Annotated in this window: 16 protein-coding genes; 5 read left to right on the forward strand and 11 right to left on the reverse strand. The window is 53.1% G+C overall.

What is annotated here, in order from left to right:
* Positions 1–169: 169 nt before the first annotated feature.
* From GQY55_RS16280 to GQY55_RS16300, 5 genes are all read right to left on the reverse strand, one after another.
* Positions 170–1,783, reverse strand: coding sequence for an ABC transporter substrate-binding protein (locus GQY55_RS16280; RefSeq protein ID WP_160042931.1), 1,614 nt, complete (start codon positions 1,781–1,783; stop codon positions 170–172).
* Positions 1,784–2,101: 318 nt separating this feature from the next.
* A complete protein-coding gene (locus GQY55_RS16285; protein WP_160042932.1) occupies positions 2,102–3,052 on the reverse strand; it encodes an aminoglycoside phosphotransferase family protein in 951 nt (316 codons plus the stop codon).
* A gap of 169 nt (positions 3,053–3,221) precedes the next feature.
* The gene (locus GQY55_RS16290) at positions 3,222–4,199 is read right to left on the reverse strand and encodes a ring-cleaving dioxygenase (RefSeq protein ID WP_160042933.1); all 978 of its coding nucleotides are present in this window, start codon (positions 4,197–4,199) and stop codon (positions 3,222–3,224) included.
* Positions 4,200–4,437: 238 nt separating this feature from the next.
* The gene (locus GQY55_RS16295; protein ID WP_160042934.1) at positions 4,438–5,397 is read right to left on the reverse strand and encodes a bile acid:sodium symporter family protein; all 960 of its coding nucleotides are present in this window, start codon (positions 5,395–5,397) and stop codon (positions 4,438–4,440) included.
* A gap of 160 nt (positions 5,398–5,557) precedes the next feature.
* A complete protein-coding gene (locus tag GQY55_RS16300) occupies positions 5,558–6,619 on the reverse strand; it encodes an LLM class flavin-dependent oxidoreductase (protein WP_160042935.1) in 1,062 nt (353 codons plus the stop codon).
* 383 nt (positions 6,620–7,002) lie between these two features.
* Here GQY55_RS16300 and GQY55_RS16305 point away from each other — a divergent pair, with 383 nt between their 5' ends.
* The 3 genes from GQY55_RS16305 (at position 7,003) to GQY55_RS31450 (ending at position 9,961) form a co-directional block, all read left to right on the forward strand.
* Positions 7,003–8,046: a C40 family peptidase gene (locus tag GQY55_RS16305; protein ID WP_160042936.1), complete on the forward strand. Its 1,044-nt coding sequence runs from the start codon at positions 7,003–7,005 to the stop codon at positions 8,044–8,046.
* A gap of 162 nt (positions 8,047–8,208) precedes the next feature.
* The gene (locus tag GQY55_RS16310) at positions 8,209–9,372 is read left to right on the forward strand and encodes a hypothetical protein (RefSeq protein ID WP_160042937.1); all 1,164 of its coding nucleotides are present in this window, start codon (positions 8,209–8,211) and stop codon (positions 9,370–9,372) included.
* Between the two features lie 70 nt (positions 9,373–9,442).
* Complete coding sequence (locus GQY55_RS31450; RefSeq protein WP_236575657.1) at positions 9,443–9,961, forward strand: hypothetical protein; 519 nt, start codon at positions 9,443–9,445, stop codon at positions 9,959–9,961.
* 518 nt (positions 9,962–10,479) lie between these two features.
* On the opposite strand, the gene GQY55_RS16320 is transcribed toward GQY55_RS31450, so the two are convergent.
* On the reverse strand, positions 10,480–13,932 hold the full coding sequence (locus GQY55_RS16320) for an S-layer homology domain-containing protein (protein ID WP_160042938.1): 3,453 nt from the start codon (positions 13,930–13,932) through the stop codon (positions 10,480–10,482).
* 255 nt (positions 13,933–14,187) lie between these two features.
* On the reverse strand, positions 14,188–17,220 hold the full coding sequence (locus tag GQY55_RS16325) for a glycoside hydrolase family 2 TIM barrel-domain containing protein (protein ID WP_160042939.1): 3,033 nt from the start codon (positions 17,218–17,220) through the stop codon (positions 14,188–14,190).
* A 259-nt stretch (positions 17,221–17,479) separates the two neighbouring features.
* On the opposite strand from GQY55_RS16325, the gene GQY55_RS16330 reads away from it, so the two are divergent.
* Complete coding sequence (locus tag GQY55_RS16330; protein ID WP_160042940.1) at positions 17,480–18,310, forward strand: AraC family transcriptional regulator; 831 nt, start codon at positions 17,480–17,482, stop codon at positions 18,308–18,310.
* 158 nt (positions 18,311–18,468) lie between these two features.
* Here GQY55_RS16330 and GQY55_RS16335 read toward each other — a convergent pair whose 3' ends face one another.
* Both GQY55_RS16335 and GQY55_RS16340 read right to left on the reverse strand, forming a co-directional pair.
* A complete protein-coding gene (locus GQY55_RS16335) occupies positions 18,469–19,368 on the reverse strand; it encodes a 3-hydroxyacyl-CoA dehydrogenase (protein ID WP_160042941.1) in 900 nt (299 codons plus the stop codon).
* A gap of 180 nt (positions 19,369–19,548) precedes the next feature.
* Positions 19,549–20,049, reverse strand: a complete 501-nt coding sequence (locus GQY55_RS16340; RefSeq protein WP_160042942.1) for a MarR family winged helix-turn-helix transcriptional regulator — start codon at positions 20,047–20,049, stop codon at positions 19,549–19,551.
* A 192-nt stretch (positions 20,050–20,241) separates the two neighbouring features.
* On the opposite strand from GQY55_RS16340, the gene GQY55_RS16345 reads away from it, so the two are divergent.
* A complete protein-coding gene (locus GQY55_RS16345) occupies positions 20,242–21,999 on the forward strand; it encodes a sulfatase-like hydrolase/transferase (RefSeq protein ID WP_160042943.1) in 1,758 nt (585 codons plus the stop codon).
* A gap of 114 nt (positions 22,000–22,113) precedes the next feature.
* On the opposite strand, the gene GQY55_RS16350 is transcribed toward GQY55_RS16345, so the two are convergent.
* Together GQY55_RS16350 and GQY55_RS16355 are read right to left on the reverse strand one after the other, a co-directional pair.
* Complete coding sequence (locus GQY55_RS16350) at positions 22,114–22,398, reverse strand: alpha/beta-type small acid-soluble spore protein (protein ID WP_160042944.1); 285 nt, start codon at positions 22,396–22,398, stop codon at positions 22,114–22,116.
* A gap of 156 nt (positions 22,399–22,554) precedes the next feature.
* Entirely contained in the window at positions 22,555–23,958 is a 1,404-nt protein-coding gene (locus tag GQY55_RS16355) for a sugar porter family MFS transporter (protein ID WP_160042945.1), read from the reverse strand.
* Positions 23,959–24,065: the final 107 nt, after the last annotated feature.

Consider the following 24,065-nt stretch of genomic DNA (forward strand, 5'->3'; position numbering starts at 1 on the left):
CGTTATCGCATGTTTAATCCATTATGAAATTGATTCTGACGGCAGTTGAAAAAAATAAAGCTGGTTCCGGCACCGGAAGGCGGGTTCTCCCGCCGAGTCCGATGCCGGATGACCGGCCCTCATTGTCGTCTATCTTCCCGGGCTTGACGGCCCGGATTCGAGTGAAACCTTATTTCTGGTACAGCTTGGACGGATCTTCGAAGATCACGACCGGCTTCAGCACGGCTTCGTCCAGGCCGCCGAATTTTTTATCCACGGCCACGATCGTTTTCGTATAGGCAATCGGGTAGATCACCGCATCGGCCGCAATCGTTTCCTGCAGCTTCTTGTAGATCTCTCCGCGTTTGGTGGTGTCGGCTTCGCCGGCGCCTTCCTGGAAGAGCTTGTCTACTTCCGGGTTCGAGTAATGCGCATAGTTGGAGTCGCTTCCCGTCGTGTACAAAATGCTGTAGGCGTCAGGATCGAAGCCCATGATATAACCGCCGACGGTCAGTTCATAATCGCTGGTTTCCGGATTCGTAAACTTGTCGCTGAACGCCGATGCATCCATCGATTGGATTTCCACGTTGACTCCGACGTCTTTCAGCTTTTGCTGTACGTAAAGCGCGATCGCTTCCTGCGCCTTGTTGCCGCTTGTCACGATGAAGCGCAGCGTTTTGCCGACGACGCCGTTTTTCTGCAGCAGTTCTTTCGCTTTTTCCACGTCGTTGTCGTACGTCGTTACGTTGTTGTCGTGATACAGGCCGTCCGGGGTCACGAAGGATTTGGCCGGATCGGCGTAATCGGGCGAAGTGTAGGCCACTTGAATCAGCTCTTCGCGGTTCAAAGCGTAAGATAAGCCTTCTCTCACTTCTTTGTTCTTCATCAGGCCCGTGTCGCTATTTTCGTTAAACAGCATGTAAGCCAGACGGCCTTCGCTGTAGTTCTTCATTTCGAAATTGCCTGTCGCCTCGATCGTCGCCGCATCCTGCGGGTCAACGTATTTGATGTTGATTTCGCCGTTTTGCAGGGCGAGGTTCGACGCGTTGGCGTCCTTGGAAATGCGGTACGTGATCGTATCCAGGTGCGGCTTGCCGCCGAAGTAGTTGTCGAAACGCTCCAGCGTCACGTATTCGCCTGTTTTGTATTCCTTGAACTTAAACGGGCCGGAGCCGATCGGCGCATTGTTTTTAGGGCTCTTTTCGATATCCGCTTCATGCTCGAAAATATGCTTCGGAATCGGCGTCACCTGTACAAGCGTCGCTTCAAACGCCGGGCTGACCTGCGGCAGCTTGAATTCGACCGTCGTGTCGTCGACTTTTACCGCCTTGATCGGTTTGCCGTTAATGATAAAGTTGCTTCGGAGCATGCTGTTTTGCTTCGGATCGAGAATTTTGTCGATGGTGAACACCACGTCGTCCGCCGTCAATTTCTCTCCGTCATGCCAAGTCAGGCCGCTTTTGAGCTTCAGTGTATATGTCAGGTTATCTGCGGACGGCTCCAGGCTGTCGGCGAGATAAAAAGTCTTTTTGCCGTTGTTGACTTGGAAAAGAGGTGCAAAAAGGGCTTGGTCAATCGTCAGGCTGACGCGGTCCCCTGCATAGTTCGGGTTCAAAATGACCGGATCGGCCTGTACCCCGATAATCAGATTGCCTCCGTCTTTAGGCTGGTCGCCGGATGTTTGCGATGCGCCGGAAGACGAAGCGTCCGTAGGCGCTGCCGAATTGCCGGCGTCCCCGGAGCATGCCGTGACCAGCATGGTCAATAAGGCTAAAATAATGACCCCCGAAAAATATTTGCGCATGATGTTTATCCCCCACTCTCTGTAGACTGCTTTCAATTGTATATCGGATTACTAGGAATTACAATCCTTACCCGATGCCTACATGTTTTTCCCAATTTAGTCTTTTAACTGACTAAAATCTCTACTAACTTTATTTTAGTGTTAAACTGTAAAAAATGCTATAACAAATTTTCGAATTTTGTCGAAGTTTCGTGTCGAAATTGGGTGGTTTTATAAGAAAAAAAGCCTCGCCGACTTTTATCGGCAAAGCCAACATATCCGGACGGGCTTATTCAGGTATTTGATGCCGTACCGCGATCGCTTGCAAGCCGACCTGCATCATAACTGCCTGGAGACGACGCCAAACACTTCCCGGACGCGGTTCAGCAATTGGTGCACATAATCGGCATCCGGCGAACGCCGGGCAACGATCCCCAACCTCCTCACGCCGATCCATACCGCCCAAAGATCGATCTCCAGCTGATCCCATGCCGTAAGGGGAACGACGCTTTGGTATCCTTCGACTAAGGCCGGAAATCCTTTATAACGCTGACCGTCATGAAGTTTGAAATGCCCCAGATCGTATAAAGGGCTGCTTCCCTGAATCTCGCCAAAATCGATGATGCCCGTGTAGGTACCATTGTCCTGGAAAATATGCGAATCGTCGAAATCCCCATGAACGAGCCGCGGTTCATATCTGCTCATCAGCGGAAGCCCGCGTTCCATGATCCTGCGAATGATGGAAGCCTCCTCTTTGTTGATTAGCTTTTCCGATAAAAATTGCACGTCGTCCTCCAAAAATTCCAGCAGCTGTTCATCCGCAGAACGATTCTCCCCCCGCAATACCGACTTGTCTTCCTCCCGCCCTCTCCTGATCCAGCCAAAACCCTCTACCGGTATCCCATGCACTAAGGCAATCTGGCTGCCGGCATCCAACATGACCCGTTCGTATGATTCTTGAGACGTTACCCGTCCGGCATGCGCCCCGGGGATTTCCCGCACCAGCATCACGGACAGGCCCAGCTCCTCATGAACAGGCTCGAAATGAAGCACTTCCGGAACCTGCACGCCTTTTTTTCGAAGCAGTTGATGGACGTATACCTCGGGGGCAAAGCTCATGTCCTGCTCCGGAAGAATCCGCAGATAAAAAACTTCGTCATTAGCGTTGATTCGGTATACGTAAGTGGAGACGCCCGACCGTTCCCTCTCGATGCGAAAGTCAGTCGTTCGCAAATATTGGCGGACCAGATCGGAAACCAGCCCGACCTTCGGTTCTTGTTTTTTGTTCACCACGCAGCCCTCCCCAGGTTTTCCTAGGAAGGATTGTAAACGATGAACGAGCGTTTCTCCCGGGAAAGTTTATTTATAATGAAAGATGACGTCTTGGCAGGCAACCCTTGCAAAAACACATAAAGAAAGAGAAGCGCATCAGATCATGCACTCCTCTTCACGGGGTTGATTATTCTTTCGTAAATTCAATCGTGCTGCGTACAGTGTCGATCGGACGAACCAGCTTCTCGATTTGTTCGCGTTTCGGCTCGAGGAACGGAGGCAGCGACAGCTTTTCGCCAAGCGTTTCATACGGCTCGTCGCCCATGAAGCCCGGACCGTCGGTCGCCAACTCGAACAAAATTTGCGGCGCCACCCGCGCGTACAGCGATTCGAAGAAGTGGCGGTTCACATAACCGGAAGTCGAAAATCCGAACTGTTCCATACGTTTGATCCAGTGCTCCAGCACGGTGCGGTCCTCGACGCGGAAAGCCGCATGGTGAACGGTGCCGAAGCCTTGGCGGGACGGCGGCAGCACGGCATTGTATTCGACGACGACCTGCGCCCCGTTGCCGCCTTCGCCTACCTCAAACAGGTGGAAGGAGCCCTCTTTCGCAATTTCCTTGAATTCCATCACTTTCTCCAGCATTTCTTTGAAATATTCGAAGTTTGCGATTCGTACAAAAATCGGGCCAAGACCCGTAATCGCGTATTCCAGCGGAATCGGTCCTTTTTGCCATGGCGTCCCGGACGGTACGCCCTTGTTGTTTTCATCGGAGATGAGCTGATACTGCTGATCGTCAAAGTCTACGAAAGACAGCGTCTTTTTCCCGAACATCCCTTGAATGCCGAAATGCTTGACGTCCAAGCGGTCGAACCGTTTTACCCAATAGTCCAGAGCCGCATCGCTGGGCACCCGAAACGAAGTCTTGGAGATTTCATTCGTGCCGTGAACCCCTTTCGGAATGCCCGGAAAATCGAAAAACGTCATATCCGTGCCCGCGCTTCCTTTATCGTCGGCAAAAAACAGGTGGTACGTTTGAATGTCGTCTTGATTGACGGTTTTCTTCACCAAACGCATACCCAGCACATAGGTGAAAAATTGATAGTTTTTTTCAGCGCTGCTCGTGATTGCCGTGACGTGGTGAATTCCTTTTAATCCATTCATGTGAAACTCCTCCTTAAAATTAATTTTCCCAATCGGGGTATTTAAATTATGTGAATCGACGCCGATAACTCTTAATAAAGAATCTTTAATTCGAGATAAATATACCACGCAAGATCCTTATTGTCAACTCCCTCGGCGAGATGGTCAAAAGGCATGTGGACAAGGGCCGACACGGTTGCCTGAAGACCAGACAGATAAGGCCACCCCTTCGAGGGATGGCCTTTTGCCGTGAACCGCGTTATTCTGTCAGACTTGCTTTCGAATCCGGAACTTTATCGGCGCGCCGGGCGAACCAAGTGGCCAGCAGCGAACCGGAAATGTTGTGCCAGACGCTGAAGATCGCGCTTGGAACGGCCGCTACCGGACTGAAATGCGCCGAAGCGAGCGTCGCCCCGAGCCCGGAGTTTTGCATGCCGGTTTCGAACAATACCGCTTTGCGTTTGCTTAGGTTCATTCGGAACAGCTTGGCGAACAAATAACCCAGCGCATAACCCAGCAAGTTGTGCAGGATAACGACGGCAAAAATCAGCAGCCCGCTCTCGATAATTTTCGTTCTGCTGCCGCTGACGACAATCGCCACAATGAGCACGATCGCCAGCGTGGATACGAGCGGAAGGGCTTGGGCGCTTGCTTCGGCCTGTTTTTTAAACAAAGCCTTGACGATGACGCCGAGAATGATCGGCAAGATCACAACCGTCAAAATATCCTTGATCAGCGCGCCGGCGTCAATCGGCATCCAGCGACCCGCCAGCAAGCTGATCAAAGCCGGCGTGGCCAGCGGAGCGACCAGCGTCGACACGGACGCGATCGATACGCCCAGCGCGACGTCGCCTTTCGCGAGCAGCGTCATCACGTTTGACGCCGTGCCGCTCGGGCAGCAGCCGACGAGAATGACGCCCACGGCGATGTCCGGCGGCAAATTCAGCACCAGCGCCAGCACGTAAGCAAGCAGCGGCATGATAATAAAATGGCCGACGACGCCAATCAGCACTTCAAGCGGACGGCGGAATACTTCACGGAAGTCGGCGGAAGACAACGTGAGCCCCATGCCGAACATCACGATGCCGAGAAAAAGAGATACGTACCCCTTTAAAGGGGTAAAGACCTCCGGCATAAAAAAACCGAAACAAGCGAACAAAATGACCCAGACGGAAAACGTTCCTCCGACAAAACGGCTTACTTTTGCTACGGCGTTCATGGCCTAACCTCACTTCCCATGTCATGTCAACGTAAGAGTATTAGGCATCATTTTACGCCGATATGAAGAAATTGACAATGGTAAAAATTTCATATAATGACTTGCCGACTGAATTAAGACCAAATGAAAAAAGAGAGGCATCATGCCCCTCTCTCCGATTCTATTCCTGCGGTTCGCCCGCCGCTTCCCATTTCGCTACTTCCTCGCGCACGATCGGCGCGACCTTCGTTCCGAGCAGCTCAATGGCTTTCATCACGTCCTCATGCGGCATGCTGCCTACAGGCACGTGCAGGAAAAAGCGGGTAACGCCCACCCGTTTGCGGAGGTGGATGATTTTCCGGGCCACCGTCTCCGGATCGCCGACATACAGCGCCCCCTCGAAGCTGCGCGCCATATCGAAGCTGCTGCGGTCATAAGGGCCCCAGCCCCGCTCCCGGGCGAGAATATTCATGCTGTATTGCGTGGAGGGGAAAAATTTATCCGCAGCAAGCTCCGTATCCTCCGCGACGAAACCATGCGAATGGGAGGCGACGGGCAGCTTCGAAACGTCATGTCCCGCATGAGCGGCCGCTCTTTTGTAAAGCTGTACCAGCGGCGCAAACTGCGTCGGTCTGCCGCCGATAATCGCCAATACGAGCGGCAGCCCCAGAAGCCCCGCCCGCACGACCGACTCCTGGTTGCCGCCGCTCCCGATCCAAACCGGAAGCGGATCCTGAACAGGCCGCGGATAGACGCCGCGATCCTGGATTGCCGGCCGGTGTCCGCCCTTCCAGGTCACCTTCTCCGAAGCCCTGATCTTAAGCAGCAGCTCCAATTTTTCATCGAACAACTCGTCGTAATCGTTCAGATCATAACCAAATAGCGGGAACGATTCGATAAAAGACCCTCTGCCTGCCATGATTTCGGCCCGTCCATTCGAAATGCCGTCCAGCGTGGCGAAGTCCTGGAACACCCGAACCGGATCCGCGGATGACAGCACCGTCACCGCACTCGTCAGCCGAATCCGCTTCGTCTGCGGCGCCGCCGCCGCAAGCACCATCGCCGGCGAAGAAACGGCGTAGTCCTTCCGATGATGCTCTCCGACGCCAAAGACGTCAAGCCCCACCTGATCCGCAAAAATGATTTCCTCCACGACCTCCCGAATGCGCTCGGCATGGCTGAGCACCTTGCCGGTGCGAACATCCGGCGTCGTTTCCGCAAAAGTACTGATTCCGATCTCCATGGGCAGCCCCTCCCTTATCCATATATGTTTCGCCGCCAGGCAGCTTAAACATGTGTATTTTAATAATTGATATCTTCATATTGAACTATTTGGCGGAGTTTTTCAAGCATCGGATTTTATTCTATATATTATGATGGCTCAGCTTCCTCGCGCTCGGTTGGATGCAGCCCTTCCCTTCGCTGCAAAGTCAGCGTCATAAACGAATCTTCTATGATAATCCGCAAATGTCATCGCAATGGGCCCGCAAAGGTTCCGTGCCAAGACCGAGCCTTGCCATCCCCTCTCCCATCATTTGGTACAAAACCAATTCAGCATGACGTCGTCCAACTATACGAAGAGAAATGTTGGGAACTCTTAACATCAGTCAACAAGGAGATGAAAGTATGTCAAAAAGCAAAGCGTTGCTTCTTTCCCTATTAACGGCCTCGCTCCTGCACGCCGCCCCGACGCATGCGGCAAATGCGGCGCAGGTTCAGGAAGAAGCCAAGCCGGTATCGATTTTTCTGGACGGGCGCCAGCTTCAGCCTGAAGTGGAGCCTTACAACGTAAACGGTACCTTGCTCGTTCCGATGCGCGGGCTGTTTGAGGCGGAAGGCGCCAAATTAACCTGGGATAACGCCACCAAAACGGTCACGGCCCAAAAAGGGAATATGACGCTGGTGTACCGCATTGGCGAACATGCCGCTTCCTTAAACGGTAAAACTTTATCCGTCGCGGTTCCCGGACAAATTGCGGACGGGTATACCTTGATCCCGCTGCGTTTTGTCAGCGAGGCGTTCGGAAGCACCGTCAAATGGGACCAAAACGCGCGGACGGTCCGCATCGCCTCGGCGATCGACGCCGAAACGTCCATTTTGTGGGGAGTAAATCTGCGGGACAAGCCCGACGTCGATAAAGGCGCTTCGCTTTCCGTGCTGAACGCCGGAACAAAGGTTCATGTCCTTCAGGAGGTCAATGCCTCGTGGCTGAAGGTGCAAACGCCGGACAACCGCATCGGATACATATCCGCCAAACCGAAATACACCGATTACACGAGCCCAAGCCTCGCCGAACTGCAGGGGGACGCGCTGATCGCTTACGGCAAAACCTTTTGGGGCGCGCCGTATGTTTTCGGGGCTTCACCGGATCAGACGAAAACGTTCGATTGCTCCTCCTTCGTCAAACGCGTGTTCCAGGATACGCTTTCGATCGATCTGCCGCGCGTGTCGTATGAACAGGCCAAGGTCGGCAAAGAAGTGCCTTTGGATCAGCTGCGCAAAGGGGATCTGCTCTTTTTCTCCGCCCGCAACCTTCCGATCGGCCATGTGGCCATCTACGCAGGCAATAACCAAATCCTGCACACCTATTCCAAAGAATTGGGCGTTCACATGGAAGCCTTTGACGGACAGTGGAAAAGACGGTTCGTCACCGCGCGGAGAGTGTTTTAGGCTTCTGTCCTTGTACCGTATGAAGGGCCGTCTGCGGACGGCTCTTTTTCTTTTTCGCGGTACTTTAGCTTTTTCGGCGTATTTTTGCATGTAACCTGAACCCGATTTTTCCGTATATAGGCATATGTATTCTGAAAACCACATGGCATGGGAGGGAAATGATTGATTTTGTCAACCGATCAGGATTGCATTCATGAACGCGCCGATCGGCGTATGGAACCTTTTTATTGGATATTGACCTTCGAGGTCATGACGTTCGTGCTTGCGCTCGGCGCCGCGCTTGTCATCGGCCCGCTTTATTGGGCCTACCGGTTCCAATCCTGGGCCTTCTTGCTCCTCGTCCTGCTGGTGCCGGGCTTGTGGCTTATCCGGTTCTCCGTCCGCTACCTGCGGTCCGCCATCCGCAAAAACCGTCTTCTCAGCCGGTACAGACTGTGCCGCGACCGGATCGAATACCGGATCTACCATCATCCCGACACCAAAGTCAGCGAAGGGACCATCCCGTTGGACCGGATTGAACGGATTTACGTTTCTTATTACGTCGCGCTGTACCATTATGCCTACCGAAAAAGCAAATTCAATGAACAGCAACCGACGTATCACATTTTGCCGATGGTTAACGTCGTTTACCGGGATGAAACGAACCGGCGGGTGCTGGGTGTTCCTTTTTACGAATATTTCGACGCCGAGCAGTGGCTGAAAGAGCTGCAGAGCCGGGACATCCCCATTTGGGCGACCGCCGTGCTGCCAGGCGCCTTGCCGGAAGAGGAGCAGATGCGGCTGCTTGAAGACGAGTCCAATTCGAGGCCGTTTCCTTTTCACCACCACTTGCAAAAAGAACTGGAGCAGCTGGTTAGCGAAATCGAACAAAGCAGACCGGTGGAAGCCGGCGGCGCAGACGGCACCGCTCCCCATCAAGAAGCCGGGGAACGGCCTCCCGCGGGGATTCAAAGATTCAAGCCGCAGTGGTCCACGCTGATCATTTTTGCGCTGTTGTTCGCTTTCATTTATGCTTTTCTCAAAATCGCTTTTAAAGGGAATATCCCTTCGGACGGCTTCGGCATCTGCTTTGCGGTTTCGCTCGCGGGCGGACTGATCTATCTGTTTTTGGCAAAACGCCTGACGTTCTGGGTTCCTCTCCGTTATGCCGTCGCATTATTTCTGGGATGGGCACTTATCGGCGCATTCATGCCGGAGACCGATGCCGGGATCGGCGAAGAGTATTATATCTCCACGTTGACGGCCGGCGTGTTCACGGCGTTTGCCATCTGGCCCGTCTTCGGTATCCTTTACTGGATTCGCAAAAAACGCGGGAGACGCCCTTAACGAAAAAAGCGGGTCAGTGTGAAATAAAGCAAAATGAAAGGAGGCGTCGGCGCTGTCGCTATTTACGGAGATGTTTTTTTCCAAGTGGCATTGGATTACCCTTGCCCTCATCGTGATCGCCTGGGTGGCGCTCATTGCGGGCGGGTATGAACGGCGCGTGGTGCTGCGCAGCGGATTCGGGGCGGTCGTCCTGCTGTACATCGTCACGACGATTCCCATCGCAACGATCACGTATAACGAAAAATCGATGGAAATGAAAATGCGCGGGGAGGTCGCGCGCCACTATCAATATAAAATGGAGCAGCTCGGCGGTTCCGTGCGCGATATCGACCGTTTGGCGCTTGCTGCCGGGTCGTTCCAAAATGACGATTCGTTCAAAATCAAATTTTACGCCGGAAATTACAATGATTCATACCGTTTCACCGGAACCTTGATTGTCACAACCTATGACGAGCAGGACAAAGAGCTGGATCGGAAAACTTACGAAAAACTGACCATCGAACCCGGCGAAGTCAAGGAAATTGACACGTATTACTCATCTTCCTCGTTCGAAAAATACAGGTACGAGTTTATACCGCAAAATCAATAAAACGTTTGGATGGATATCGGCCAAGGGTTCTCGTTATCGCCCTCTTAGATTCGCCTCGTTGTAGGCGTCCAAAACGGCATAGAGAAGCTTGCAACAACGTCCTTGGGGTTCACGTAGCCAACTTCAAACATGAACGGACCGTTGTATCGGTTGTCGACGAGCGCACGCATCGCTCACCCCAGTGTACGATCCCGCGGCCAGGAATCCAACCGTTCGTTCACGCCGTCATGGTCGGAAACATGCAGCGTCCGGATGCGGCTCCTTTGTCGTCCCAATACGTGCCCAGCTTCCATTCCGCAGGATTGATCGCCATCGCGTTTGATCCTCCATTCAAAATTTACAGTCATTATGTGTTTTCCCGGAAGATTGGCGGTCTTTGACATGTACAGTCACCCATTAATCTTCTAGAAAACAACCTAAGCCTAACACTGTTCAGTAACAGTTCACCAACGAAAAACAGCCCCCGCAATAACATGCGAGGGCTGTTTCGATTGAAAATCGGTTTGGAAATCTATTGCCTAGTCAATCAATTTCGTTACTTTCAGTAAACGCTCCATCAATGCTACCGTCTCGGCACGCGTCATTGGAGATTTGGGGCCGAGTTCCTTCGCATTGCCTTGGACCACGTCCTCGGACAGCAAGGTCGCCACGGAAGGTTTAGCCCATTTGGCTACCTTCGATCCATCCCCGTATCCCGAAAGCAGGCTGTTGATCTCCGCTTCGCCGATCGTATGGCCCGGGCGAATCAATTGATATCCGCGGGCAATCATCGCCATGCCTTCTTCTCTCGTGATGTTCTGATTGCCGCGGAACGCGCCGTCATCATAACCGAGGACGATGCCAAATTCGCTGGCAATGGAGATCGCGCTGCGGTACCATGCGTCGGAATGCACGTCATTGAACGTATTTTTCGGCTCCTCTTGGCGCATCAGTCCAAGGCCCAAAACAACAATCTCCGCAAATTCGGCGCGGGTTACGTTGCGGTTTGGCGAGAACGTGTTGTTGCCGTTTCCTTCCAAATCAAGCCGGGCCGCAATGTTGTTGACATTGCGCTGCGCCCAGTGGCTTCTTACGTCATCAAAATCTTGAGGATTCCAAATGACCGAATAAGTACCGCTGCTGCGCAGGTCATGGATTTCCGCATAATAACGGTTGCCGATTTTCGTCACAACCGTCGGCAAATGGAATACGGTTCCGTCAGGGTTGACGACGACGCCGGTCGTAATCCGGTTCGGATCGACGCCTTCCGGCAGCGCGATGTATTTTACGGCATATCCGTTTAGTTGACCGGATCTTACCGTAGAGCCGTTATGCGTAAAGGTCATGTCCAGGTCGACCGGATCCACCAGCAGGTCGTATCCTTTTGATTTCGCCTGGTTTTTGGCGTTTGCGATGACGGCATCCGCGGAACGTTTAATGTCGATATGCACGGCGATATCGCCTGCTGCCGCGTTGCCCAACTGCCGGGCGATTTTGCCTACATCCAGCTGTCCGCCGGGAACCGGATAAATGGCGAGCTGATTGCCGATTTCAAGGCTGGCTTTTTTATCGGCCAGTTTTTGTACATCGGCTGCCGTCAAACCGTCGACGCTCAGATTGCCTTCGTTCGGGGATTGGATGGCAAGCTTTTGCCCATTTCCGCCCGATAAAATGTCGTTCAGTTTGGAAGAGTCGACTTGAACCGACGTTTGCTTTCCATTATCGGTTGTCGTCGTTTTGCCCGTGGCAAACGGCGTATCGTTGCCGTTTACGGACGTATCAATAGCGGAATTGCCGGATGGCGGTGCAGGCGTTGGGCTTGTCGTGCTTCCGCCGCCGTTATTGCCGTTATTCCCGCTGTTGCCGCTGTTGCCGTTGTTGCCGCCATTGCTTCCGCTGAATTCCCTATAGATCGTAATGGTATATTCTTTAACATTGTTATCCGCATCCGTTACGCGAACGACGATCGTATTCTCGCCTGCATGCAGCGGAAGCTTGTCGCTTGCCGTGCCATTAGCCGTTTCCGTGAACGGACCGCCGTTGAGCGAGATTTCGATTTTGGAATTCGGATCAAACAGCTCAGGGTTGATCGTCACGCTATACACATCGTTCGTAACGGAAGCCTGATATTTTGTCGCGCCATTAAATGGTGGAGACAACGGGATTTTCGTTCCGTCCCAGCTGTTTACCTCCAGCCCGGCAAGCGCGGTATGATCCGTGGTGTCGACTTGAATTTCTTTTGCGGCTTTGGACACCTTGGTGTCTTTTTCGGTTGCTGCTTCTACTTTATAATTTTTTCCGTTTTCCAGCGGCTTGGATGGCGTAAAGCTCCAGTTGCCGTTTGGATCGGCAGTCACGTTCTGCACATCGATCTGAGTCCCGGACTCATCGGAGACGGCAACGGTTACCGTGGCGCCCGGTTCGGCTGAACCTGTAATTTCCGGCTGCGCGGACGTTACTTTCTCGATGGCAGGTCCATCGATGGAGAGTTCGGGCAAAACCGTATTGACGGTCAAATCCTTGCGTCCTGTCGTGGTCTCGAGCTGATCCTTTTTCGCGCTGACTTCGTAGGTGTATTTGCCGTCTTTTAATCCCGGTTCGGGAACGTAGGACCACTCCCCGTTCGGGCCGGCGGTCACCTCGACCGGTTGCCCAACAACGTTGCCGGCTTCGTCATAGACAGCGACCGTTACCGTCGCGCCAGGAGCGGATACGCCGCTAAACGCAGGTTTTGCCGTATAAACGGTGTCGCCGCCCGGTTTTGTGACCTCCAGCTTGAGCTTCAGGCTGTCTTGCGCCTTTTTCAAAGCTTCCGCAGCCGCATCGACATCGGCTTGGGTTTTGCTGGTTTGGTTCAGGATGTTTTGTGCTTTTTCCAAAGCACGCTCATAATCCTTCCAGCTGTTGTCGTCATAATCCGCTTGATTCAAAGCGTCGCCGGTTTTGATCTCCTGGTTCAAATCGGTGACATCGACGAAGTTGACCGTTTTGGTGGCGCTGATTTGGATATTGTTATCGTTATCCATGCCGCCGTACTCGACAATATAGCCTTTTACGCCTGCATTGTTGGGGGCGTAGTCATTCCACTTCCCGGTCTTAGCACCCGAGTCCGGCCCGAAAATATGGGCAACATATTCGTTGCCGCCAGTGTCATTTGGCTCGCCGGCATCCCAATTGGCATAACCAACCGCACTGTGGGCTATTTGATAGTACCCTGTATAAAATTGCAATCCGTTTTTGTTGTCCCTTTCACCTTCAGGGCCTGTAACCCAACGCCAATCCCCGGTATTTCGCGGTTGCCCGCTTTTTCTTTGAATATCCTCCGCACCAATCCAGCCGAGGCCTTGCGCTTTTTCCGTTACGAAGTTATTTTCTTCTTGGTCGGTGATCGTCACGAGATAACCTTGACGCCCGAAGTAATTCCTGTTTTCAGCGGCTGCTTTTGCATTAGCCCAGGTAATTGCGGTTTCCTGACCGTTTACGACATTTTTGATATATTCATAAAAATGCCCGTTCCCGTCAAACGGCAGCGCGCTGCCAAGCGAAAACTTAATGGTTCTGTCCGACACCTTGCCTGAAGCAGGCGTAAACAGAACGCTGTTGAGCGCATCGATGTACTGCTGGGCGGTCGCGGCCCCCGTTAATTTAAGGATCCCGTTTTTGGCGTTATAGACGCCCTTGATTTCGTTGGTATCCGTAAATTTCAGCACGTCCCCCGGTACAAATCCTTCAATGAGAACCGTTGCCGCATCCAAAGGCTGATTGTAATCGATGGACAAATCTTTGTCGATGATTACGCTTTGGGCCGATCCATTTCTGTCGTAGTTTACGCTGGTTGTCCCATCCGACGTCTTGATGGCCACAGCGGGTTCCGCTGCCGCATTTGCCGTTAGCGGAGCCCACCCGACGGGCAATCCGCCTACGGTTAGCACGCAGGTCAACAATACTGCCGCCGGCTTTTTCCATTTCAACTTACTTTTTCGTGTAGACACGATCTCTCGTCCCCCAATCATGTTTTCGGAGAAATCGCCTTGCTCTTGATGGTTGACTCCTCGACGGAATTCTACAATTTCTCCATTTTTATCATTGTAACAACCAGGACTATACAGAACCTATACAGGCTATTCTGTGAGTATTTAGAGAAAAAGGGATGCCCCCAATTTAGTCGGAGCATCCCTTTTTTCAATTTCTACAGCTGATTACACATATACGCATGCCATGTCACTGGGCGCCGATCTTCCGACCGGCTATTCATCCTCGCCAAACACCGGCTGCATCTTCACCTCGAACGCAAACGACTTTTCATTTAGCTGGTACGTCTCCATGAGACGCGGCCCGCAGGAATTGGAGCCGACACCGCTCATTTTGTAGTCGAGATGCACGATCGTTTCTTCACGACGCACCAGCTCGACGTTATGCCGGGCCTTCGTCAGATCCCCGGGCGTATAATGGCTCGCATTGAAGGAGAAGCAGTCCGGAGCCGTGAAGCGGAGCCCCATGCCCAGATGATTGCTTACCGCCGCCCATTCGGTATGATAGCGGGAGCCGTTTTCCTGCGGCATGATGTAATCCGTATGCATTTGATCGACGCTCGTATGATATACATCGCGCTTCACGCTCATCTTCTTGTCGATATAGCTTTCATGTGGGCCCAGACCATAATAGGTTACGGCCTCATTTCCTTTAGGCATCGTAAGCTGCAGGCCGAACCGCGGCAGGAAATCGACCGTTTCCGCGACTTCGACGTCGGTTTTGAGCGCAATGGAACCGTCAGCTTGAACGGTCCAAACGGCCATCCCCTTCAGGATGTTCCGGATCGAATATCCGCCTAAGGAATAGTCCACTTTGATCATTACCCGATCTGATGCAGGCTGATCCCAGCTGACGCCGTAGACTTTGGTAACAGCCCGGTCGAGTCCGGCGTTCGTCCAGGCATGTTTTTCGTTGCGGTCATTGTCCGTCGGTGCGCGCCACACCTCAAAATGAGCCGGAGCCGCAAGCATGCTGACGCCCTGCTTCGTGATGCCGGTAAAGGTACCCAAGCTCAAATCAAACGTATGCTTAAAATCGAAACCTTCGAGGACGAGCAGCCGTCCCTCTTCAGCAGCCTGAACCGTTCTTGCAGGGCTTAATGCGCCGCCTTGCCCCGCAGCCCCCCTCGCCGTACGCGGTTTGACTTCAAATTGTACGCATGCAAGCTCATATCCCGCTTCCGCCCAAACCTGATCTTCGTTCAAGACTACGCTGAACTCCAGGTCGACGGCGGCCGCCACCGAGTCGGGAATATTCAGGTCCACCGTTACCTCCGCGCTCGCATGCGGAGCAAGCTCCGGTACGGCGAGATCTCCCTGCTGAAGCAGCGTGCCTTCGGCTTTTAGGCGGTAACGGATCGCAAGCTTGCTCAGCGTGCTGAAATCATAGCGGTTTTTGATGCTGAAACGCCCCTTCGCCGCATCCATCGCTTCGATCGCCACCGGAGCGTATACTTCCTTCAGCTCCAAAAGCCCGATGTTCGGCTTGCGGTCCGGGCTTACCAGGCCGTCGATGCAGAAGTTGCCGTCATGCGGCTTTTCGCCGAAATCGCCGCCGTATCCATAAAACGGCCTTCCGTCTTCGGTATACGTTTGAATACCGTGATCGACCCATTCCCAGACGCAGCCGCCCATCAGCTTCGGATAGGCATACATCACCTCCCAGTAGTCCTTCAGATCACCCGGGCCATTGCCCATTGCATGGCTGTATTCGCAAAGAAACATCGGCTTCTGCTTACTGTCGTCCTTCGCGTAAGCCTCCAAATCGGGAACCGACATATACATCCGGCTCTCCATATCCAGGCAGCTTTGGTCGAATTCATGCTCCGGATCATGGGCCGCGCTCTCGTAATGGACGAGTCTGGACCCATCGCGGGCATGCGTCCACTCCGCCATCGCGACATGGTTCGGCCCGTAATAAGATTCGTTGCCAAGCGACCAGATGATGACGGAGGCATGGTTTTTGTCCCGCTCCACCATACGGATTTGGCGATCCAGAAAAGCTTCTTTCCACTCCGGATTTCTCGGAAAGCTCCGATTGTCTTTGGTTCCGTAATGCAGCGAGAAATCGCCGTGGGACTCTAAATCCGCTTCGTCGATGACATAAAATCCGAATTCGTCGCAAAGATCCAGAAAACGCGGATCATTCGGATAATGGGATGTGCGGATCGTATTGATGTTATGCCGCTTCATCAGCTTCAAATCCTCGATCATATGCCGAAGCGGAATCGTTTGGCCGAGCTCGGGATGCGAGTCGTGGCGGTTAACCCCTTTGAGCTTGATATCTTGTCCGTTTATGCGGAATACCCCGTCTTTGATCTCGATATGTCGGAAGCCGACCTTAAAGCGCAGAACTTCCTCCCCGCTCGAAATATAAACCTCATACAAGTACGGATGCTCGGCGTTCCAAAGCATTGGAGAATTAACCTGAAGATCGAAGGCGTGTCTCCCGTCAACGTCCGCGCGCTGGTTCGCCAGCTCCCGACCGGTTGGATCCGTAAGCAGAACCGAGACGGAAGCCGTACCGGTCGTATCCAGCTCTACCTTCAGCCGGGCGGACTTCAAGTCCTCCGCAAGCTCCGTCCGGCAGAATACGTCGCGTACATGGGCTTTATCGCGAGCCAGCAGGTACACGTCCCGGAAAATGCCGGTATAACGCCACTGATCCTGGTCCTCCAGATAAGAGCCGTCGCACCACTTCAGCACCATGACGGCGATTTTATTGCTTCCTTGCCGCACATGCGAAGCGATGTTGAACTCCGCCGGTACGCGGCTTCCCTGGCTGTACCCCACGTAGGTGCCGTTAATCCATAAATAAAAGCAAGCGTTTACACCTTCAAACATAACGTACGTATCTTTGCCGGACCATTCCGGCCCGATCCGAAACTCCCTGACGTATAAGCCGGCCGGATTGTCGTCGGGGACGTACGGCGGATCATAAGGGAACGGATAATTGACGTTCGTATATTGAAGCTGGTCGTAACCCTGCACCTGCCAGCAGGAAGGAACAAGCAGGTCATCCCAGCCTGATGTATCGTATCGTTCCCCGGCCCAATCGGTTTCGACGTCCTTCGCGCGCGGGCGGTAACTGAATTTCCAGCTGCCGTTCAGCGTTTGATACCATGGCGAGCGTCCTCGTTTGCCTGATTGCGCGCTCTCCATGTCTCCGTAAGGAATATAGGAAGCGCGTGCTTCTTCGCGATTCTCTTGCAATATGTTCGGATTTTCCCAATAAGCCTTTAAGGTCATTTTGATTCCGACTCCTCTCGGCAGGTGAACGACGGCTCGGCAGCGAGATGTCTAGCGGAGCTAAAACCTGCTTCGCGTGACGGCCTTTTCCCTGGCTCCCATCAAACGCCGCGCACTTTCAAAGCTCATCGTTCCCATGTCATCGTTATGTTATATTAACATTATAAAAGGGTCGTACCGCCTGATACAGAACGTGATTTTCGTATTTGTTCAACGATTTTCGCATCATGCGGCGATAACGATGAGGTGTTGAAGACCTATGGCGAACAAGCTTGGATTTCTTATGCAAACCGATACGGTCATGAAGCTGCCTGTCTATATGACGGGTGCCGGGCATTGGGATCATCAGGAGCCGATCCACAGGCCCGACGGTTATCCCCAATTCCAATGGCTGCATTGCGTATCCGGCCAAGGAGAATTGGTGGTACGCGGACAGACCTACCGGGTGAAACCCGGGTCGGGCATGTTTCTGTACCCGGATGAAGAACATGCTTATTACGGAGTTGAAAAACCTTGGGAAGTGTACTGGGTTACATTCATGGGGCAAGAAGCGAAGGCGATGGCGCAGCTTGCCGGAATGAACGAATCCGCCGTCTATTCGGTGCATAGCCAGGAGCTTATTCTCAACCATATGAAAAATGCGCTGTCCTTAACGCTTTCCGACAAACCGCTTGCCGGGCTCGAATGCTCGAAGCTAGCCTACATGTTTTTCATTGATCTGATGACCGACATGACCCTGCATTCACCGTCCACCGACCAAGGGTATTTGCGACTTCAGCCCGTGTTTGACTACATGGAAGAACATTACCGCCGTGATATTCCGCTGCATGAGCTTGCCCGGCAAATCGGGGTGTCCGTCCAGCACTTATGTCTCCTGTTTCGGAAAATACTGAACAAACGCCCGATGGAGTACCTGAATCAGCTCCGCATCCACAAAAGCAAAGAACGCCTGCTGGAATTTCCCGAAGCCCGAATCGGCGAAATCGCAAGGCAAGTCGGATTTACGACGCCGGGGTATTTCAGCACGCTATTCAAGCGCACCGAGGGGATGACCCCGGAGGCTTTTCGCAAGCTGAACGGGGTGAGGTGAACCGCGCGGCGGCTAAATTGCCGTCCTCAGGGCATTGAAATGACTTGCCTCTCCCCATCATTGCCCAACAAAAAAAGAAGCATGGGCCTGCAGCTCCCATGCTCCTTGCGCTTCTTGCGACTACCTGCATCTTTAGAATGTTTTGACCAGTCGAAACCTTAGTTTTTCAAGAAATCCGGCTTCAGGAAGCTGGGATTCGGATATTTGTAGAAACCTTCTCCCGTCGCTCTTCCCAGTTTACCTTTGTCGATATATTCGGTCTTCAGCAAGTCGGCGATCTTTTTGAACTCTTCGTCTCCTGTCGCTTCCGCCTTCGCACGGCCGATATGATATGCGGTATTGATGCCCACGACGTCCAAAATCGCAAACGGCCCCATCGGCGCTCCGGTCGCAACCATCCATGTTTTATCGATCGTTTCGACGTCGGCCACCTCTTTGACCAACAGGCGCTGAGCCGCATCCAGCAAAGGAACCAGCAGCGAGTTCAAAATATACCCCGGCTGCTCTTTATGCAAAGGCAGCGCAACCATGCCGATCGCTTTCGCGAATTCGATCACGTCCTGGAACACGTTCATGTCCGTTCCCGGATGCTTCATGATTTCCGCCGTATTGTTTTTCCAAATCTCGTTGGCGAAATGCAGCGCCAAAAATTTCTCCGGACGACCTGTGGCTTCCGCAAATTGGCTTGGCAACAGCGTGGAGGAGTTTGTCGCAAACACCGTTTTTTCCGGAGCGGCCTTTCCCAGGTTCGCGTAGAAGTCGGTTTTGATCTGCACCACTTCCGGAATCGCTTCAATGACCAGGTCGGCATCCGCTACCGCTTGGGACAGATCGCTGTTGAAGGACATACGGTTATAAGCGCTATCCACCTCTTCCTGCGTCGCGCCAAGATCCGCTTGATAATGCGGCTTCAGCTGCATGATTCTTTCTTTTGCACGTTCCAAAGCTTCGTCATTGATATCGTATACCGTTACTTGAAACCCTTTAAACGCGGTTTGGTACGCGATTTGGCTGCCCAAAACGCCGCTTCCGGCAACGGTAATGTTTCTATAATTCATGATCGTTCCTCCTTAAATCACGATGTCTTTCATGGGATGATTGAAGATGCCGGGCCGCTTGCCGGGAAGCCCGGATCGACGACGGAAAAGGCGATGACTGCACATCCCGTAGTCTCTCCTGCTACAGCCGTCTGCTATTCCGACAAGCTTGCAGCGTTAGCGCCATCCTCTTTTGAGGCATTAATCCTGGCGGAGTTTTTCGAATCCGCCCTTCAGCTTGGCCAATCCTTGAAGCAGCGAATCGATGTCGCTTTCCCCGAATTCGGATACGAGCCGATCCATTAAGGAAAGGAACAACGGGGTCATTTCCTTCACTTTGTTTAAGCCGGTCTCCGTCATCGAAATGACCATGCCGCGCCGGTCGCGGTCATCCAGCTCGCGCGCCACGTATCCGCCCTTTTCGAGGGCGTCGATCATGGAGCTTACCGCAGCCCGGGTTACCTTCAAATGATCGGCCAGCGCCGAAGGATTGGACCGCCCGTCCGGCTGATACCGGAGCACGCACAGCAACATGTATTGCCCGTAGGAAATCCCGAATTCACGTGCTCGCCGTTCCAAGTCCTTCTGAATTTCGGTGGTGAGGAAAAACAGGTCGGCCAGCACTCTCCCCGTCTTGTATTCCGATTCGAAGAGATTTAACTGTCCGGAATAGCGTTCAATCGCATGCAAGAAATGAAACATCTTGTCCTCCCATTCTTTTAGTTCACTTTTTAATAATAAATCAGTTAACTAATTTTCGTCAAATTTTAACCGCCTCGGATACCCCGACAAACACGAAGATGCCTGCCATCGTTTTGCGACGCAAAGCTGCTGTTTCTAAGCACTTGCTTTGAAACATATCCTTAGATAAAACTTACCTGGGATGTGTTTCTTATGAGCGATCGGCCGTTATCCTCAGGCTGCCTCGAAAAACCCAATTTCCTCGTGCTTCTCGTGGATGAAGAGCGTTACCCACCGGTGTATGAAAACAACGAAATCCAGGCATGGCGCAAACAAAACCTTATAACCCACGAGCTGCTCAAAACCCATGGGCTGGAATTCGACAGGCATTACATCGGCAGCGCCGCCTGCTGCCCCAGCCGGGCCACGCTGCTCACGGGTCATTATCCGTCGCTTCACGGCGTCAGCCAAACAGACGGAATCGCCAAACGGGCGGCCGACCCGGACATGTTTTGGCTGGATCGAAACACCGTTCCGACGTTGGGAGACTATTTTCGCGCGGCGGGTTACCAGACCTATTTCAAGGGGAAATGGCACGTATCCTTTGAAGATATCGTCGTTCCCGGCACCCACGGCAGCGTCGCCAGCTACCATCCTTTGACGGGAGTGCCCGATCAAAACGCGGCATTGTACAACCGCGCCGACAGGCTGAACGATTTCGGGTTTTCAAGCTGGGTCGGTCCGGAACCGCATGGCAAAAACCCGCGGAACTCCGGTTCATCCGCTGGTTACGGCATCTCCGGGAGGGACGAGGTTTATGCTGCGGAGGCCACCGGGCTCATCGAAGCTTTGGATCATCAAAAAAGAAACAACCCGGACGCAAATCCGTGGCTGATCGTCGCTTCATTCGTGAATCCGCATGACATTGCGTTATACGGGGCGATCACGGCCGGGCTGCCGTTCTTCCGGTTTGACGTCGAACCTATGCCCGATGTTCCTCCGCCGCCGTCGTTTTACGAGGATCTGCGGACGAAACCCCGCTGCCAGGCCAGCTACCGCGACATTTATCCGAGAGCGCTGCAACCGATCACCGATCAGCCTTTTTATCGAAAATTGTATTACCAGCTTCAAAAAAACGCCGACCGGCAAATGCGTAAAGTTTTTGAGGCTCTGGTCCGCTCCTCCTTTTACGACGACACGATCGTGATTTTTACCTCCGACCACGGGGATTTGCTTGGAGCGCACGGCCGTCTGCATCAAAAATTTTATTGCGCCTATGAAGAAATGCTGCATGTTCCTCTCATCATTCACAACCGTCGACTTTTCCCGCGGCACCGCCATTTCCATTCCTTGACCAGCCACGTGGATCTGCTGCCGACCATGCTTGGGCTTGCGCGCGCGGATATCGACGGCATCCGGTGCAAGCTGCAGGGCCGTTTTACCGAGGCCCGGCCTTTCGTCGGCCGCAACCTGACTCCGTTTCTCCATGGAGCGCACACGTATGGCGTCGATGAGACGATCTACTTCATGACGGAGGATGACGTTACCAAAGGCCAGAACCAGGTCAATCCGCTAGGGGAGCCGTATCCGTCCGTCACGCAGCCTAACCATATCGAAACCGTCGTCACGCCCATTTACCGGAATCAAAAAAGGGAACTGTGGAAATTTTCCCGTTATTACGACGATGCCCGATTCGGGAACCATCCCGGTGCCAAAAATGACACTGCCCAACCGATGACCTACGCAAATGATGAACGGAAAGGCTCTTTTGCAGCCCCAACGAAAACGCCTCCCGTCCCTGACGAATACGAGCTATACAATTTGACCGAAGATCCGTCGGAAACGGTGAATCTGGCACACCCGTCCCGTGCAACTCCCTATACCGCCGCCATTCAAGCTTTGATGATGAAACTGCTTAATGAGCAGCGAATTAATAAACGGTTATACCCCTTCTCAAGCCCGATGCAATGACAAACTGAAAAGATATGTATAAAGAGGGCTTGGCCCTCTTTGGCCCTCTTTTTATTGGTGCTGAAAAAACAATGCTCGACGTAAGAAACTAGGGCAGCCCCTCTATAAAAAAAGTTACCGTCCTTCTCGATCCGCCATCTGCTGTTGCGCAAGCCGGATCATTTCGCGGACCATCGAACCGCCGATTTTGCCGCCGACCTGCCCTGCCGATTCCGTCGTCAAATCACCGTTAAAGCCCGGCTCGAGCGGAACGCCAAGCTCCTTCGCCACTTCGTATTTCACGTCATCCGGATGGTTCGGGTCCACGTGATAACCCTCGCGCCGCATCACTTCGGCCTTAAACGCCTGCATGCCGCGCTCCGCTCCGGGAACCGCATACCTTCTGTTTCTTCTGGACATCCTCTTCACTCCTACACATGTTTTCAACTAACCTTCCCGAAAAGAGGAGCGTTCATCCTTGTTAGTTTCTGCCGGATTGCTTTAAACGTGAAAAAACGAAAAGAGGATGCCCTCAATGGTCATTCCCTTTGAAGTACATCCTCATTTCTTTTATCCTTAAGCTTGTTTCGACGCCCAGATGGATTCGATTTCCTCCAGCGACTTCTCTTTCGTCTCCGGTACCACGCGCCATGTGAACAGGACGGTGACCAGCGACATGATGCCGAAAATCCAGAACGTCAAGGCCGGACCGGCCGAGCCAAGCATTGGAGGAAACGCCTGGGATACCACGTAGTCGGCCGCCCACAAGGCCATCGACGAGATGGAGGTGGCAATGCCCCGGACGCGGTTCGGGAATATTTCCGAAATGACGACCCATACGACCGGCCCAAGGGACACGGCGAAAGCAGCCACATAAATCAGAATGAAAATAAGCACGAGCGGTCCGGAAGCATGTCCGGTGTGGAATGCGATGCCGATCACGGCAAGGCAAACCGTCATGGCGGCAGACCCCACGAGGAGCAGCGCCTTGCGTCCGACTTTATCGATCAGCCAAATCGCGAGAATGGTGAACAGCAAGTTGATCACGCCGACCAGAATGGTTTGGATCAGCGCTGCATTCGTACCTGCCCCGGCTTCTTTGAAAATTTCCGGTGCGTAATACATGACCGCATTGATCCCTGTAACCTGCTGCAAAATGGCGAGCGCCACGCCGACAATCAACGCCATGCGCAGGCTTGGGCTGAACAGCTGCCGGAAGGAGCCTTTTTCCTCCTTAAACGATTCTTTGATCTCCAACACTTCCTGCTTCGCCAGCTCTTCACCGTGAATGCGGAGCAGGATCGGGAGGGATTCGGCGGCCCGTCCCTGCTTGATCAGCCATCTTGGGCTTTCCGGCACAAGGAACAGTAGCACGAGAAACAATACGCCGGGAACGACGCCGGCTCCGAACATCCACCGCCATGCGGTGGAAACATCCCACGCATCGTCGCCCAATCCCGAAATCCACAGATTGACGAAGTAGACGAGCGAAATCCCCGTTACCGTGGCCAACTGGTTCAGCGCAACAAGCCGTCCCCGGTATTTGGCGGGAGCGATCTCCGCATTATAAAGGGGGCATAACGTGGATGTAATCCCTATTCCCAGGCCCCCGATCATCCGCGCGACGATAAACCCGCTGAACGTGTCGGGAATCGCCGAACCGATGGAACCGATCACAAAAAGAATCGCCGCCATAATCAAAATTTTCTTCCGTCCAAACTTATCGCTGAGCACGCCGGTGGCAAGCGCGCCGACGATACATCCTACGATCAGGCTGGAAACGGCCCAGCCGACCTGGAATTCGTTCAGGTCAAAGCGCTTCTGCATAAAGCCGACGGCGCCCGACACGACCGCGGTATCGAAACCGAACAGCAAACCGCCGATCGCCGCGACGATCGATACCAGCGTAACGAACTTCATGCTGATTTGCTGACCGCTAAGTTGCGCTTGTCCGCTTAATTGCTGTATGTTTGAGCTCATCGTCCGATGTCTCCTTCTATGATGTAATGAATTGAATCCGCGGGTTCAACCCGCTTAAAATTCCTTACCACCATTGTAACACCGGCCTTTGCTGCGTATGCGGTTGA

The organism is Paenibacillus sp. USDA918EY (assembly GCF_009870825.1).
In the GTDB taxonomy this organism is placed as follows: domain Bacteria; phylum Bacillota; class Bacilli; order Paenibacillales; family Paenibacillaceae; genus Paenibacillus_AQ; species Paenibacillus_AQ albilobatus.